Source organism: Paenibacillus sp. FSL H7-0690 (assembly GCF_037980415.1).
In the GTDB taxonomy this organism is placed as follows: Bacteria; Bacillota; Bacilli; order Paenibacillales; family Paenibacillaceae; genus Paenibacillus_AQ; species Paenibacillus_AQ odorifer.
Map to the genome: position 1 here is coordinate 4,249,591 of NZ_CP150281.1, position 14,651 is coordinate 4,264,241.

Sequence of the window (14,651 nt, forward strand, 5' to 3'; positions counted from 1 at the left end):
AGGTCAGGTGTTAAAACTAAGAAGTAATGATTTAATGACTAAGTACCAGCCGTCTACCAGTACAAAGAGCATTATTTTAAAAGGTAATGAAATCATAACCGGGGGAAGCATCATCATCCCCATGGCCATTAGCGTGCTCGCCACAACAATATCAATAATCAGGAATGGTATGAAAATTAAGAAGCCCATTGTAAAAGCTTTTTTCAATTCACCAATTGCGAAAGCTGGCACCATCACCGTCAGTGGAATATCACTGTATGTAGCCGGTTTAGTAGATCCGGTATAACCGGTGTATTTCATAAATAACAGAAGATCTTTGGTGTTCGTCTGTTTAAACATAAATTCTTTCATCGGATCAGCAGCTTTATCAAAAGCCTCGGTCTGGGTGATTGTCCCCTTCATATACGGCTGCAACGCGTTTTCATTCACTGTGGCCAGCGTTGGTGACATAATGAACAGGGTCAGAAACAGAGCAAGCCCTACCAGCACCTGGTTCGGAGGCATATTCTGAGTACCCAGCGAGGTTCTCACAAAACCTAATACGATTACAATTCTAGTAAAGCTAGTCATAAGAACCAGAAACGCCGGAGCAATACTCAGAACCGTAACAAGAAGAAGAATTGATATGGAACTGGTACCACTGCTTGAACCTTCATTACCGACCTGAATATTAACATTAGGTATAGGATCAGCATGTATCGGCGTCATCATAACCACACTGATAATACCGAACAGCAGAATAGCAAGAATTAGCTTCTTTTTCATATATTCCTCGACTCATCCTTAGTAACATCATCCCGAAGCAGCTCTTCCATTTTCTCTTTACGCTCTGGTGCAGAACGAAGCTTGGATTGCAAAGTCTCGTAAAAAGATGATGTTTCACTAAGTTCAATTTCCTGAGATGGAACCTCCCCACGCAGCTTTACCTTAACCTTGGCAATAAGCGGTGCGAGGAAATTATTCTGGTTAGAGGACTGATCCTCAAATGCCGCAATGATCAATGCTACCTCATCCGGATCGGTGACTTTATCCAAAATGGATATATTCTCACCAATCCCGATTAAGTAAAGACTGCTTCCCAGTTCGATAACCTGCATCGACTTATTAGGTCCAAGCCCAATTGCACCAAGCGTTCTTATGGAACGGTTGCTCATAAAGGTCTGATTACGTCGTCCAAGAAAACGAATTAGTACCACTATAAGTACAATGATTATCGCCAGGACAATAATAACTTTAAACAAATTCAGCAGGGTGTTACTGCTTCCGAACGCTTCGGAATATAACATGACTTTATCCTACGCGCCCAACGTTTTGTTAATAGCTTCGATAACCCGGTCAGCTTGGAAAGGCTTCACAATAAAGTCTTTAGCTCCTGCTTGGATTGCATCGATAACCATAGCCTGCTGGCCCATGGCTGAACACATAATAACCTTTGCAGCCGGATCTACTTTTTTGATTTCTTTCAGGGCGGCGATTCCGTCCATCTCAGGCATAGTAATATCCATCGTGATGAGGTCCGGACGCAGTTCCTTGAATTTTTCTATCGCTTGAGAACCGTCCTGAGCTTCGCCCACTACTTCAAATCCGTTTTTCGACAAAATGTCACGGATCATCATTCTCATAAATGCTGCATCGTCCACGATTAGAATTCGGTTAGCCATTTTTACAAAATCCTCCCTAAGTATGCTTATTGTAATTTCTGAATTCGGTCCCACTGGCTGACGATATCCGTAACGCGTACGCCAAAGTTTTCGTCGATAACAACGACTTCACCTTTGGCAATAAGCTTGTTGTTAACCAAAATATCTACAGGCTCACCTGCGAGCTTGTCCAGCTCAATAATTGAGCCTTGTGACATTTCTAAAATATCTTTGATCTGCTTCTGGGTCCTTCCTAATTCTACGGTTACTCTAAGCGGTATGTCCATCAATAAATTTAAATTATTTTCATCAATATGACCAAAGGCCCCACCATTCAGATTTGCAAATTGCACAGGCTGTACATTTACATTGCGATTTGCCTCAGAATTAAGCGGTGGTGTCTGTCCATATGGCATCCCTTGCGGTGGCATACCGTATGGTGGCATCCCAGGCATTCCGTATGCTGGCATACCCGCTGGAGGATAATAATACCCGCCTTCTGGCATCCCTGGATACGGTGGCATACCCTGCGGTGGATATGGTGGTTGCGTTCCTCCTGCGGGCTGTGAGGGCGCCTGTTGCACCGGAGGTGCTGGAGGTGGTGTCTCAGCAGAATTAGTCACGGCAGGTGTTTCAGCCATTGTGACCGCTGCCTCCTCCTCTGCAGGACTAACATCACCAAGAAGCATGGATACCATATCTTTTGCGAACTGAACAGGCAAGAGCTGCATAATAGTAGAATCTATCAAATCACCAATTTTAAGCCGGAACGAAATACGAATTAGGGTCTCATCGTCTGGCAGACTGCCTACTCCTTCTCCGCTGGACATATTTAAAATGTCTATACCCGGAGGTGAGATATTAACAAACCGATTAAAAATCGTAGACATCGATGTAGCAGAAGAACCCATCATTTGATTCATAGCTTCTTGCACAGCGCTAATATGAATTTCATTCAACTCTTCATCCTTAGGTTCGCCAGCACCGCCAAGCATCAGATCGGCAATAACCTGCGCATCCCTAATCTTAATAACAAGTGAGTTAATCCCTTGAAACCCATCCACATATTGAACGTGAACAGCTACATGCGGTTTAGGAAAAGCGATTTCAAACTCCCCGCGTGTAATGATCGAAACTTGAGGGGTTGTAATATCTACTTTTTTCCCTAGTAAAGTGGAAAGTGCTGTTGCTGCACTGCCAAACGTTATATTACCAATTTCGCCCAAAGCATCCTGTTCAAACGGTGTTAGATAGTCATCTACCGTTTTCTCCGTAGGAGCTAATGAGCCCTCCGCAGATTGTCTCAGAAGGGCGTCGATTTCTTCTTGGGATAAATAATCTTTACTCGTCAAATTCTTCAACTCCTTCATTGACAATTTCGTCTATTTGCACGGCTACCCGATCTTTAACCATTCCGGGACTTCCGATGAACTTAAGCTTCTCCCCTACCTTAATCGACAGTCCAGAATCTACGTTTCTGTTGAGAGAAATCACGTCACCGACGCTAAGCCCTAGGAATTCAGATATGGATAAGCTCGATTCTCCAAGTTCAGCAACAATCGGCAGCTTCGCTTTATGAACTCTAGCTCTAATGGCCAGAAGCTCATCTTCATCCCGCGTCTTCTTCTCTGTCACAAACCATTGGTGAACAGAAAGTCTGGACATGATAGGCTCTAGAACGACATGCGGTATACAAAGATTGATCATGCCTGTTGTGTCTCCAATTTTGGTACTTAGAGAGATTAATGCAATGGTCTCATTGGGCGATACAATCTGCATGAACTGCGGGTTCGTCTCAAGAGCTTCCATCCGCGGATGAATATCCAGCACCGTTTTCCAAGCCTCCTGCAGACTCTCAAAACATCTACTAAAGATGCGCTCCATAATTGTTGTTTCGATCTCAGTAAGAGCATTAATCTTAGAAGGTGCAGTTCCAAAGCCTCCAAGCAACCTGTCCAGCATAGCAAAAGCAATGTTAGGATGAACTTCCATTACCATGCGGCCCTCTAAAGGTTCTGCTTCAAAAATGTTCAATATCGTCATTTTCGGTATGGAGCGAATAAATTCATCATAAGGGAGCTGCTCTACTTGAACGACATTAATCTGAACGAAGGTGCGCAATTGGGCTGAAAAATACGTTGTAAGATAACGGGCGAAATTGTCATGTATCCGTGTAAGACTGCGGATATGATCTTTGGAAAAGCGGACAGCCCGTTTAAAGTCATAAGAGCGGATTTTCTTCTGAGTTTCTTCCTTTTTAAGTTCATCGGCGTCCATCTCACCTGAAGAAAGTGCAGCAAGTAGAGCATCAATTTCGTTTTGTGATAGTACATCAACCAATTCAATCACCCCCCCATCAAAGAATTATCAGGAATAAAGCTACACAGAAGCCAAAAGGAATTTGGTGATTTCGATCTGAGTAATTTGGCCCTCAGTCAATGTCTTATTGATCAGATTAATAAGCTTACTGCTAAGCTGATCTTTTCCATTCGCTCCATTAAGGTCCTCAGGTTTGGTATCTGCAAGCGTCTTGATAATTATTGGTTTGATTTTGATCTCTTTTATTTTTTCGAATTCTTCCTTTGATTTCGCAGAACTCAGTTGGAAGGCGAAATCTACTTGAAGGATAAAATCGGGATCAGCAAGATTTGTTTTGATATCAATGATCTCTGCCGTCAATTCGACGATTTCATCTGCAGTTAAATGTTTTGTCTCCACATTTTGAACAGCAGCACTTACCTCGTTCGTATCTTTCGGAAAGATCCTGTCCATTAGTAAAAATGCGGCGACCACTATCAGAGTAATCGCTAGTAATATCGTGATGAGCCACGGCATCATCTTTTTCATGTTAGCTCCTCCATTGACTGGATTTTAATGGTGGCAGCATATGTGCCTATGTCCCTGTTATAATCCCGGATCTTCGTAATAACCTCATCGGCTTTTTCGAGAACGATCAGTCTTTTTCCGGTTACGAGCGTAATATATGTATCCGGGCTTTCTTCTACCATTTCGACCAGTAGGGCATTGATCCACATCGGTGTTCCATTTAATCTTGTTACCGATATCATAACAGGCCTCCTAACAAAATAGGGGGAGGAGTAACTCCCCCACGACTCCGCATGAACCATTTAAGAAAATATAGAATTTATTGATTAAATTAACGCTTCAGGTTTACTACTTCCTGCAGCACTTCATCAGAAGTTGTGATGATACGGGAATTCGCCTGGAATCCACGCTGTGATACGATCATTTCTGTAAATTCATTGGTAAGATCCACATTGGACATTTCCAGCTGTCCAGAGATGATTGCCCCGGTGCCATCTTCTGTATTGTTCGCTGTAGTCGGAACTAGTTCGCCTTCTGCATTCGCATTAAGTGTCATACGATACAGATTGCCTCCGATTTTCTCCAGACCAGATGGGTTAGTAACCTTGGCTACACCAATCTTCACCCCAGCTCCAGTCGTTCCATCTTCCATGGTCTGAACAATTGTTCCATCATTAGAGATAGAAAACGCCGTTACATCGTCACCTAATTGAATGATCCCACCGTCGGAATCTAAAACATGAAGTCCGTCAGCGGTAACCAGATTACGCGCAGCGTCAATGTGGAAATCTCCGGCGCGGGTCAAAAATGCAGTATCTTGATCCTCAGTAAGCTTAACCAGGAAAAAACCATCTCCATCGATACGTAAATCTGTTGGGTTGTTGGTGGTTTGAGCACTACCAGCCAAATGTAGGGTATCTATAGAAGCAATACTAACACCTAGTCCAACTTGTTTCGCATTTACCCCACCTTGACCATCCTCACCCGGTGCAGTAACACCAGAAACGGTTTGGCTCATAATATCCTTGAACATAACACGTCCGGATTTAAACCCGATAGTGTTTACGTTAGCAATATTATTACCGATTACATCAAGCTTAGTTTGAAAGCCTCTCATTCCTGAAACCCCTGAATACATTGATCTTAACATGTTTAATGTCCTCCCAGATTATAGAGTCCTAATAACTTTCCAAGTGAATTGGGACCGCGTCAGTCGGTCAGCGGCCGCCTCGGCTTTCCGTTAGGACCAGCCTATTATGAAATCACTATTGCACTATCGATTTGTGTAAATACATTATCTTTGATCGAGTTACCATCCATAGCAGTAACTACTGTGCGATTAGGAACGCTAACGATAAACGCCAAATCCTTCATTAATATCAAGGATTCTTTACTTCCCTTAGCAGCAGCTTTGTCCACAGCAGATGAAATTTGATCCAACTGACCGCTTCCAAGCTCTATCCCTCTTTGTTCTAGGCGCTTAGCAGCATGATTGCTGAATTTTAATAGTTTCTGTTGCAGTAAACTCTCAAAAGAAGCTTCCCCCGCCACAGACTGCTTAGGCAGCGAAGATCGTTGTAACGTTGTAGAATGCAGGGACGCAGGATACAGTTGGCCTATAGTTAGCCTGTCACTCATATGCTCGCCCCGCTTCCTCCGCTATTCTCCGGAGTATTACTATCTGTACCAGAACCGCTTTCTGGTGTTGCTGCGGCATTCTGAATTTGTGTAATATCGGTTAAAGCAATTCTGTCTTTTCCCACAACCGCATATTGAATACCATTGCTAACAACGATAGATTCAACATTACCTGTCTTAGGCAGCTTTGTGGCGGTGTCTGTCCAAGTAATATCTTTACCAATCAACCCGGATACAGATCCAAGGGACTGATTCATAGCATTAAGCTGAGTAGAGATATTCATCAATTGCTCCACGGATGTAAACTGGGCCATTTGCGCAATAAATTCTTTATCTTCCATCGGTTGCATCGGATCTTGATTTTGCAGCTGAGTAATCAAAATCTTCAAAAACTGATCCTTACCTAAAGTAGAATTACCCGTTGTCCGTGCACTAGAGTCGGGAGTTGTATAATTCCACTGATCTTTAGTAGAGACCGGAACTGTTGTCGCCATAACCACTCACCTCTCTTTCCTTTGTTATTAAAGTTAAGCCTTAGCAGAAAAAGATCCACCTTGGGACTGATCTTCTTGTCCCGCATTTGAAACCCAGTCCTTCCATTCACCATTCAGCTCTGCGGCTAGAACAGCATCACTGGCTTCCTCTCTGCTTTCTTTGGAACGTCTACCCTGCTGTCCACTTCCGGAATTAGGTTGGCGTCCTTCCTGCCCCCATTGCGAATTGAGTGGGGTATTATTTTGCGTAACTTCCAGCTTCTCCACTTGAAGACCTTGAGATTGCAATGCAGCGCGAAGCTGGTTCATTTGTTGTTCCAGCATATCTTTAGCGCCGGTATGTTCAGTCATGAACTGGGCAACTAAATGACCATTTTGCATGGTGATCTTAACATCAACTTGTCCGAGATTTTCTGGAAAAAGGGATATAGTCGCTTCAGCGATCCCACCTTTTTGCACAATCTCTAATTTGCCTGTAATGAAACCTGTCATTTCTTGAGCAAATTGCTGAACCGGAACAGGCGCTGCTGGCACTTCAGCCTTCAGCGGTGCTGTAATTCCTCCGCGCAGAGATAACTGCCCCGCAGTAACAACCTCATGATCCCCTTCGTTAGCTGTAATTCCTAGCGGGGAATCTTGAGCAGATTCTGTTGTCTTCGTTTCCCCGGTTACGCCTGTCTTGATTAACGGTGTGTTCGCAGTCTCTGCTTCAGCTTCTTGCACAGTTCCTGATGTCACAGGCGAGCTTACAACCGTATCATTTTTCACTACAACAGCTTCTCCGGAACGACTGCTCACATTCTGAATTGTTTTATCCGTTTGGTTATTTTTGCTTTCAGTAATAACGGGCTGTTGTAAGGAAGAATCAGAATTAATACTCACATTGCTGGTCTTTCCCTTCCCCTTATTAGTGTTAGAGGAGGACTCTTCTAAAAGCGCTGTGAAATTATTCAATAAACTGATTCCCTTAGTTGCAACTTCCTCATTGCCACTTACTGCAGCTTCTTGAATCATAGAAACTAAACTTTGCAAGTCATCTTGAACTGCAAATCTTAATGTATCAGCATTCTGTGCCAATGGTGACAAGCTTCCAGCCACTTCTGCTTCCGTTGTAGTAGTACCATTCTCTGCAGCATGGCTTCCAGATAGAAGTGCAGATACCTGAAGAATCCAAGCTTGCAAGGCTACCAACAGAGCTGGATCACTACTGATACTTTCATCCAGCTTCTCAACATCAGCAGCAAGTTTTTCAAGGAGCTCACCCTTCTGAGTGTCTTGCCCTGCTTGCTCTTCTCCAGTCGGCTGCACTTCCTTTAACAGGCCTTGCAGCAAAGAAGCTAGATTTCCCAATAGGGGTTCAGCTGGAGTCGACGGGGTGTTGGTATTGCCTCCCATGGTTTGTACCAGGGTTTGAGCAAATGGTGCAGCCGTCGTTGTTGTGCCCGTTGTAGTCGATGAACTCCCGTTTACTGCAGTTGCGTTTGCACTGACAAGCGATTGAACGACTAAACTCATTTATTTTTCACCTCCTTTCCCTATCTATTTAGCACCCATCAGACGATTAACAATTTTCGCAGTTTGCGCGCTATCATTTTTAGTCATTTCTCCCAAAATAGATGAACGAACACTATCACTTACGGTATTCATAATCGTCACGACCTTATCAGGGCTAATCTTGTACATTTCTCCTAGTAACGATGCTGCATTAGCAGGAGTCATTGAGCTGAAGGTCTGATTCAACTTTTCCTTATCCAAATTCTTACTGGTTGTTGCTGTTGCTGTTGTGCCGACATCTTTCTTCAATCTAGATTGAAGGGCTGCGATCGCCATGTCACTCGAAGATGTGGTTTCTTTTAACTTAATCGTTACATCTGCAGCCTTTTGCGGATCCATTTTTTCCAAAATCGCAGTTTTACTCGCTTTATTCATGACACTGAAGATCTGTACCATTTCTTCTGTAGTTAAATTCTCCATGATCGGTGCAGCCTTCGAAGCTTTCATGCCCGCATACAGCTTAGCCAAATCAGAAACCTGTTTCTGATAAGGATCTTCAGTTTCTTCTGTGCTTGCCTCTGCGGTTTCAGCTTCCTTCTTCATACCCTCAATCTGTGACTCTAGCGCCTGAACCTTGGTATCCTGGGCTGTTTTTTCATCTGTAACCTTCTTCAGGTTTTCTTCCTGCTGGGCGAGCTGAGCTTTAAGCTCCTTAATCGTTGTCGCTGAGCTCACTTCCTGCTTTTTGCTTTCTTCCTTCGGTTTAGAAGGATCTGCAGGCGGATCAGGAACCCATTTTTCCAGGATAGGAATTTTATTCGCAACTTCAAGCACATTATTACGAATGTCCATATTAAAAAGCGTCAACAGTACTCCAAGCAGTACTAGCGTGAAGATAATCGGTATCATTAAGAATAAGAACCGCTCAAATTTCCCCGCTGACCCTTCATTTTCAAGTTCCATATCATTATCAATATTAGCCACTAGCGGAAACCTCCCGGGTTAGAGGGATTTCATCGCGAAGCGGACGGTTGCCATCTCATCCAGTTCGTTTTGTTCCCGTAAAATCATACTTTGCTGAAACAGTGTCTCAGCCTTGTCTTTTGCCTTCAACCATACTTTTTCATCTAAAACCTTAGTGCTTAACTGATCTTGTTTCTTCTGGACTTCTTGATGTGCACGGCTAATGTCCGTATGCTTACGGGCAATGCATTTATCCAGATATTCCACATACTCCTGCATTTCACAAATCTTAATCATAGGTGTCTTTTGCTCTGCGGCATTTTGTAAGGATAGCATGATAGCACTCCGCTGAAAGATGAGTTCATCCAGGCTTCTTTCCTGTGCCTGCAATTCTCCAAGCGCGCTTGAGAGCATCCATTCTGCCTGTGTCTTCTCATTGCCCTTCAAGTCAACGACTTTTTGAAAAGTATAATGAAACCTCATAATACCGAATCAACTCCTTGAGAACTGTGAAATTAAAGACTGTTGAACTTCAGCCAGCGTAACTTTTTCATTCACCTTTTGTTTGGTGAAATCCCATATACTGTCGATAAATTCCATCGACTCGTCAATTTGAGCATTAGAGCCTCTTTGATAAGCTCCAATATTAATCAAATCCTCTGAATCCTTATAAACGGCCATAAGGCGTTTCACATTCTCCGCTGCTGCAATCTGTTCTTCTGGAGCAATGTCCTTCATTACTCGACTTATGCTGGAAAGAACATCTATTGCTGGAAAGTGTCCTTTGTTGGCAATATTTCGATTGAGTACGATATGTCCGTCAAGTATCCCTCGGACTGCATCTGCGATTGGCTCGTTCATGTCATCACCATCAACCAGTACCGTGTAAAAGGCTGTTATAGAGCCTGTAGGACCTGTACCGGCACGTTCCAGCAGTTTGGGTAAGCTGGCAAACACCGAAGGTGTATATCCCCGCATGGCTGGCGGTTCTCCAACTGCAAGTCCAACTTCACGTTGGGCCATGGCATAACGGGTGACCGAATCCATCATCAGCATTACATTAAGGCCACGATCGCGGAAATACTCGGCAATCGTTGTAGCGATAAGCGCACCTTTTATGCGAATCAATGCAGGTTGGTCTGAGGTAGCAACAATTACTACGGATCGCTGCAATCCCTCTGGTCCCAAATCCCGTTCAATGAAATCCAATACTTCTCTGCCACGCTCACCAATCAGAGCAATAACATTTACGTCAGCCGATGTATTCCGGGCAATCATCCCCATCAAAGTACTCTTGCCGACCCCCGAGCCAGCAAAAATACCGACCCGCTGTCCCTTGCCAATCGTTAGCAAACCGTCAATCGCTCTCACACCAATACTGATGGGTTCCTGCACCCGCGGTCTATTAAGTGGATTGGAAGGAATATTAAAGGTAGAGCTATGTGGCATTCGTGCTGGAATGAGAGAGCCATCAAGCGGCTGCCCCAGACCATCCAGTACTTTTCCTAACAATTCAGAACCTACTTGCACGCTAAGCGGCTTACCAGTGCCCACTACATCACAACCAGGTCCAATCGCCTGCAGTTCACCAAGTGGCATCAATAGTACCTTGTTATCACGGAAACCAACGACCTCAGCTTGCAGCGGTTTGTTTCCTTTAGAAGGGTAGATGTAGCATACATCACCTATACTTGCGTCAGGACCTTCCGATTCAACCATTAGACCGATTACCTGCGTCACTTTCCCATTGATCCTCACCGGATCGAGATTACGAAGTTGCTCCTTATAACGGTTGCTATTAAGCATCGTCTTCCCCATTTCTCTGCTCATCGGTGTCCAGCGCAATTCTTACCAGCTCTTTCTTGATCTCTGCGAGCTGAGTGTCGATTCGAGCATCAATGCTGCCAAAGGAAGAGCGGATAACACATCCTTGGTCTTTTACCGTTGAGTCGGGCAAGATTTGCAGTTCAGCCTGTGAATCAACAGCTAGTGATAATTCTTCCCGAGCAGCATTCACAAAAGCGAACTGCGCTGGGGATACACAAAGTGAGATCAAACCTTGTTCTCGCTTACGAGCCAGATTTTTGCGAATTAAGTCCATTGCGAATTGTGGTTCTACCGTTAACTGCTTGTCCACAATTTTCTCTGCAATATCACAGCTTAACTCTACTAAAAAAGGCTCCGCTTCCTGAATAATCACTTCTCTTGCTTTATACGCCTCAGTCAAAACAGCACGCGCTTCTTCCATCATCTCTGCGATCTTATGCTTCATCTCTTCCTCAGCCTGAGAAACACCTTCCTCATAACCTTGCTGATGAGCTTCAGCTTTGATAGCTTCGATCAGATGTTCATCCTGCTCACGCCGTTGTTTCCACCACTCTTCAGCCTCCGCTTTCGAGGACTCTACAATCTGTTCCGCTTCAAGAGATGCATTCCGAACCTGCTCTTCAGCAAAATCCTGAGCGTCCTTAAGCATTTGCTTACGCGTCTCTTCTGCCTCTTCACGTGCGGGATCATGATAGTCAGTCTCGCTTAAAGTCTCCTCGGGAACGGGCTCCTCAGTTAGGCCCGCATATTGCCGGGCCTGTTCCAGTCTCTTAAAGACATCAACCGGAACATACTGGGAGTGTTTGATCAGCTTAGACAATGATGTCATCTCCTCCGCCACGAGCGATGATAATTTCACCAGACTCTTCGAGTCTGCGGATCGTGCCTACAATACGAGTCTGTGCTTCTTCAACATCACGCAGCCGCACAGGACCCATGTATTCCATTTCTTCTCGGAACGTTTCTGCCATACGCTTGGACATATTTCTGAAAATAACATCCCGTACTTCTTCGCTGGCAACCTTGAGTGCAAGCTGTAAATCCGCATTATCGATATCACGAACAATGCGCTGTATTGAACGATTGTCCACATTAACAATATCTTCGAATACGAACATCCGTTTTTTGATCTCTTCGGCAAGCTCTGGATCTTGAATTTCGAGAGAATCCAGAATCGTACGTTCTGTCCCCCGGTCAACCCCATTCAAGATTTGTACAATTGATTCGATACCACCAGCATTTGTATAATCCTGGGTTACTGTAGCGGAAAGTTTCTGCTCCAGCACACGTTCAATTTGCGTAATTACCTCTGGAGAGGTACTGTCCATCACAGCAATTCTTCTCGCCACCTCTGCCTGCTTCTCTTGAGGAAGTGAGGAAAGGATTGCAGCAGCTTGTTCAAATTGCAGATAAGACAATACAAGTGCAATAGTCTGTACATTTTCATTCTGGATAAAGTTGAGAATCTGATTAGGATCCGCTTTTCGTGCAAAATCGAAAGGTCTTACTTGCAATGTTGCAGTCAGACGATTAATGACCTCCATTGCTTTTGTTGACCCAAGCGCTTTCTCCAGAATTTCTTTAGCGTAGTTAATACCGCCTTGTGATATATATTCCTGGGCGAGGCATATCTGATGGAATTCAGACATGATCGACTCTTTTTCACCGCTGTCCACTTTGCGAACATTAGCAATTTCAAGAGTCAGCTGTTCAATCTCCTCGTCTCTTAAATGTTTGAAAATTTGCGCCGATACCTCGGGCCCTAGTGTGATAAGCAGGATCGCAGCTTTTTGACGGCCACTAAGTCCCTGCTGGCTAGCCTTTGCCATTAGTTCACCTCTGTTCGTCTGCAAGCCATGTACGCAGCAGATTTACGAATTCGTCTGGCTTCTTCTTGGCCAAACTTTCCAATTGCTTACGAACTTGACTTTCATTCGTCACGCTCTCCAAGTTAATAGAAGGAAATTCAGTAGGAACCTGCAATGGAATGTCTTCATCTTCCTCTTCCACAGTCTGTTTACGACTCCGGTAGATTAGATATCCTCCACCTGCTCCAACCAGCAATGCTGCTGCTCCGATAGCCCATATCATCCAAGAAGCGAGACCACCTTTAACGGTGTTGGCATCGGTGCCACCAAATTGTTGCGAGTAGACCGAAACCTTTTTGGTCAAATCAGCGTCTGTATATGTAGTACCTGAATCTGCAAGAGAAGCGCGAACAATATTCACCAAAATATTTTGAATTGCAGCTGATGTTGCATCATCTAAACTTTTTTCTCCTGAAGGTGGTTCAACTGCAACATTTATGGTTAAGTCTTTAACAGTATACGGACTAGCAATAACATCTTTAGTAATTCGGTTAACTTCGAAGTTCCTCGTTTCCGAAGATTCCTCCGAGGTAGAAGTATCCGCACCCGCATTAGAAGGATAGCCCGTAACATCTTGAGAACCAGTGCCAGCCACTCCGCCAGTCGTGTTACCTTGACCCGAATACGAATTACTAATTATTTGTGAACTGATCTCAATCCCCTTCATGTTCTCTGTATCCACAGGGGTAACAAGATCTTCCTTCCGGTTTTCCTTGTCAAAGTTCAACTTTGAGAACACAAGAACATCCACTTTATCAGGACCGGTAAGAGTGCTAAGGAATTGTTTCACATTTTTCTTTACTTCTTCTTCGAATTTTTTCTGAAGAGCGAAGTTTTCTTCAACTTGGTTTGTGACACCAGCCTGTCCACCTTTAGCTGTTGGCATTAATTCAATTTCATTATTTGCAATAGTAATGTTGTCAATTGGTAAATTAGGCACAGCAGTTTTCACAAGATTGAAATACCCGTCAATATTGTCTTGGGTAGGTCTAAATCCTGGATCAAATGAAAGCACAACGGATGCAGACGCCTGCTCCTGATCAGCCTGTGAGGCAAAAACTGTCTCTTTAGGCAAATTAATCAGCACTTTTGCATCTTTAATCCCTTGCATACGTCTCATTAACTGTTCAACTTCACCGTTTAATGCATTATTGTATTTCACGTTAAACTCGCTATCTGTTGTACCTATCATTGACGAATTTTCGTCAAAGACTTTATATCCGATAGAGCCACCTTGAACAATCCCCTGAGAACCGATATCCACCTTGACCCGAGCTGCTTCTGTACTTGGTACAGAAATACTCTTTCCATCTTGACTTAATCGGTATGAAACACCTGCTGAATCTAAGGCTTTCATTACTCCAGCCGAATCCGTACTGTCCAAATCTTGAAATGCTACTTCATATTCTGTTTTTGAAAGCTGCATGGTCATAACTACGATTATTATTAGAATGATAAACAATGTTGAAAAGAATAAAATCTTCTGTTTACCACTAAATCTGTTCCAATACAAGAGAACCTTCTCCCGATATTGGGCAAATCTTTCATTCACAGTGTCACCCCATCCGAAACTAAGCTAGGATTTATTATATTTGAGTTCTCATAATTTCTTGATAGGCTTCAATCACTTTGTTCCGGACTTGTGTAGTCAACTGTAAACTCAGTAGAGCCTGTTGGGAAGAAATCATCACTTCGTCAATGTTCACTTCTCCCAATACAAATTTATTACTCATATCCTTAGCTTGTTGTTCCTGATCAGCCACTTTATTGAGCGCATCCTCAAGATAAGAGCCAAAGCTCTCCATCGAATTAGCAGGAGTGGATGAAACTTCGGAAGATGTCGGTTTCATTGCAAGCTGCTGTACAGCCTGAACCCCATTAGATATATTCTGTATCAACTG

The 14,651-nt window shown here is 43.7% G+C and carries 18 protein-coding genes; all 18 read right to left on the bottom strand.

What is annotated here, in order from left to right; genetic code table 11:
• Positions 1–3 precede the first annotated feature (3 nt).
• The 18 genes from fliP to fliE all read right to left on the bottom strand — a co-directional run bounded on the left by fliP (position 4) and on the right by fliE (position 14,648).
• Positions 4–765, bottom strand: coding sequence for a flagellar type III secretion system pore protein FliP (gene fliP / locus MHI32_RS18660; RefSeq protein ID WP_076220247.1), 762 nt, complete (start codon positions 763–765; stop codon positions 4–6).
• The gene (locus MHI32_RS18665; RefSeq protein ID WP_076127813.1) at positions 762–1,286 is read right to left on the bottom strand and encodes a flagellar biosynthetic protein FliO; all 525 of its coding nucleotides are present in this window, start codon (positions 1,284–1,286) and stop codon (positions 762–764) included. The genes fliP and MHI32_RS18665 overlap by 4 nt, the downstream gene beginning before the upstream one ends.
• Positions 1,287–1,295: 9 nt before the next feature.
• The gene (locus MHI32_RS18670) at positions 1,296–1,661 is read right to left on the bottom strand and encodes a response regulator (RefSeq protein ID WP_076127811.1); all 366 of its coding nucleotides are present in this window, start codon (positions 1,659–1,661) and stop codon (positions 1,296–1,298) included.
• A gap of 26 nt (positions 1,662–1,687) precedes the next feature.
• The gene (gene fliY, locus MHI32_RS18675; RefSeq protein ID WP_076182668.1) at positions 1,688–2,992 is read right to left on the bottom strand and encodes a flagellar motor switch phosphatase FliY; all 1,305 of its coding nucleotides are present in this window, start codon (positions 2,990–2,992) and stop codon (positions 1,688–1,690) included.
• Entirely contained in the window at positions 2,982–3,980 is a 999-nt protein-coding gene (gene fliM, locus MHI32_RS18680) for a flagellar motor switch protein FliM (RefSeq protein WP_036688529.1), read from the bottom strand. Before fliM ends, fliY begins: the two co-directional genes overlap by 11 nt.
• 39 nt (positions 3,981–4,019) lie before the next feature.
• A complete protein-coding gene (locus MHI32_RS18685; RefSeq protein ID WP_076100380.1) occupies positions 4,020–4,487 on the bottom strand; it encodes a flagellar basal body-associated FliL family protein in 468 nt (155 codons plus the stop codon).
• Positions 4,484–4,708, bottom strand: coding sequence for a flagellar FlbD family protein (locus tag MHI32_RS18690; RefSeq protein ID WP_036688535.1), 225 nt, complete (start codon positions 4,706–4,708; stop codon positions 4,484–4,486). Before MHI32_RS18690 ends, MHI32_RS18685 begins: the two co-directional genes overlap by 4 nt.
• Positions 4,709–4,797: 89 nt before the next feature.
• Entirely contained in the window at positions 4,798–5,616 is an 819-nt protein-coding gene (flgG, locus tag MHI32_RS18695) for a flagellar basal body rod protein FlgG (protein WP_036688538.1), read from the bottom strand.
• Between the two features lie 104 nt (positions 5,617–5,720).
• Positions 5,721–6,104, bottom strand: a complete 384-nt coding sequence (locus MHI32_RS18700; RefSeq protein ID WP_036688541.1) for a TIGR02530 family flagellar biosynthesis protein — start codon at positions 6,102–6,104, stop codon at positions 5,721–5,723.
• Entirely contained in the window at positions 6,101–6,598 is a 498-nt protein-coding gene (locus MHI32_RS18705; protein ID WP_036688543.1) for a flagellar hook capping FlgD N-terminal domain-containing protein, read from the bottom strand. Before MHI32_RS18705 ends, MHI32_RS18700 begins: the two co-directional genes overlap by 4 nt.
• A 33-nt stretch (positions 6,599–6,631) precedes the next feature.
• Positions 6,632–8,113: a flagellar hook-length control protein FliK gene (locus tag MHI32_RS18710; RefSeq protein ID WP_076182673.1), complete on the bottom strand. Its 1,482-nt coding sequence runs from the start codon at positions 8,111–8,113 to the stop codon at positions 6,632–6,634.
• Positions 8,114–8,137: 24 nt separating this feature from the next.
• Positions 8,138–9,055, bottom strand: a complete 918-nt coding sequence (locus MHI32_RS18715) for a kinesin (protein WP_340012750.1) — start codon at positions 9,053–9,055, stop codon at positions 8,138–8,140.
• Positions 9,056–9,094: 39 nt separating this feature from the next.
• Positions 9,095–9,538, bottom strand: a complete 444-nt coding sequence (gene fliJ / locus MHI32_RS18720; protein WP_340010521.1) for a flagellar export protein FliJ — start codon at positions 9,536–9,538, stop codon at positions 9,095–9,097.
• Positions 9,539–9,547: 9 nt separating this feature from the next.
• Positions 9,548–10,873, bottom strand: coding sequence for a flagellar protein export ATPase FliI (gene fliI / locus MHI32_RS18725; protein WP_235219563.1), 1,326 nt, complete (start codon positions 10,871–10,873; stop codon positions 9,548–9,550).
• The gene (locus tag MHI32_RS18730; protein ID WP_036688548.1) at positions 10,854–11,702 is read right to left on the bottom strand and encodes a FliH/SctL family protein; all 849 of its coding nucleotides are present in this window, start codon (positions 11,700–11,702) and stop codon (positions 10,854–10,856) included. The genes fliI and MHI32_RS18730 overlap by 20 nt, the downstream gene beginning before the upstream one ends.
• On the bottom strand, positions 11,695–12,711 hold the full coding sequence (fliG, locus tag MHI32_RS18735; protein WP_036688550.1) for a flagellar motor switch protein FliG: 1,017 nt from the start codon (positions 12,709–12,711) through the stop codon (positions 11,695–11,697). Before fliG ends, MHI32_RS18730 begins: the two co-directional genes overlap by 8 nt.
• 4 nt (positions 12,712–12,715) lie before the next feature.
• Entirely contained in the window at positions 12,716–14,302 is a 1,587-nt protein-coding gene (fliF, locus tag MHI32_RS18740; protein WP_076127802.1) for a flagellar basal-body MS-ring/collar protein FliF, read from the bottom strand.
• A 34-nt stretch (positions 14,303–14,336) separates the two neighbouring features.
• Positions 14,337–14,648, bottom strand: coding sequence for a flagellar hook-basal body complex protein FliE (fliE, locus tag MHI32_RS18745; protein WP_036688553.1), 312 nt, complete (start codon positions 14,646–14,648; stop codon positions 14,337–14,339).
• Positions 14,649–14,651 lie beyond the last annotated feature (3 nt).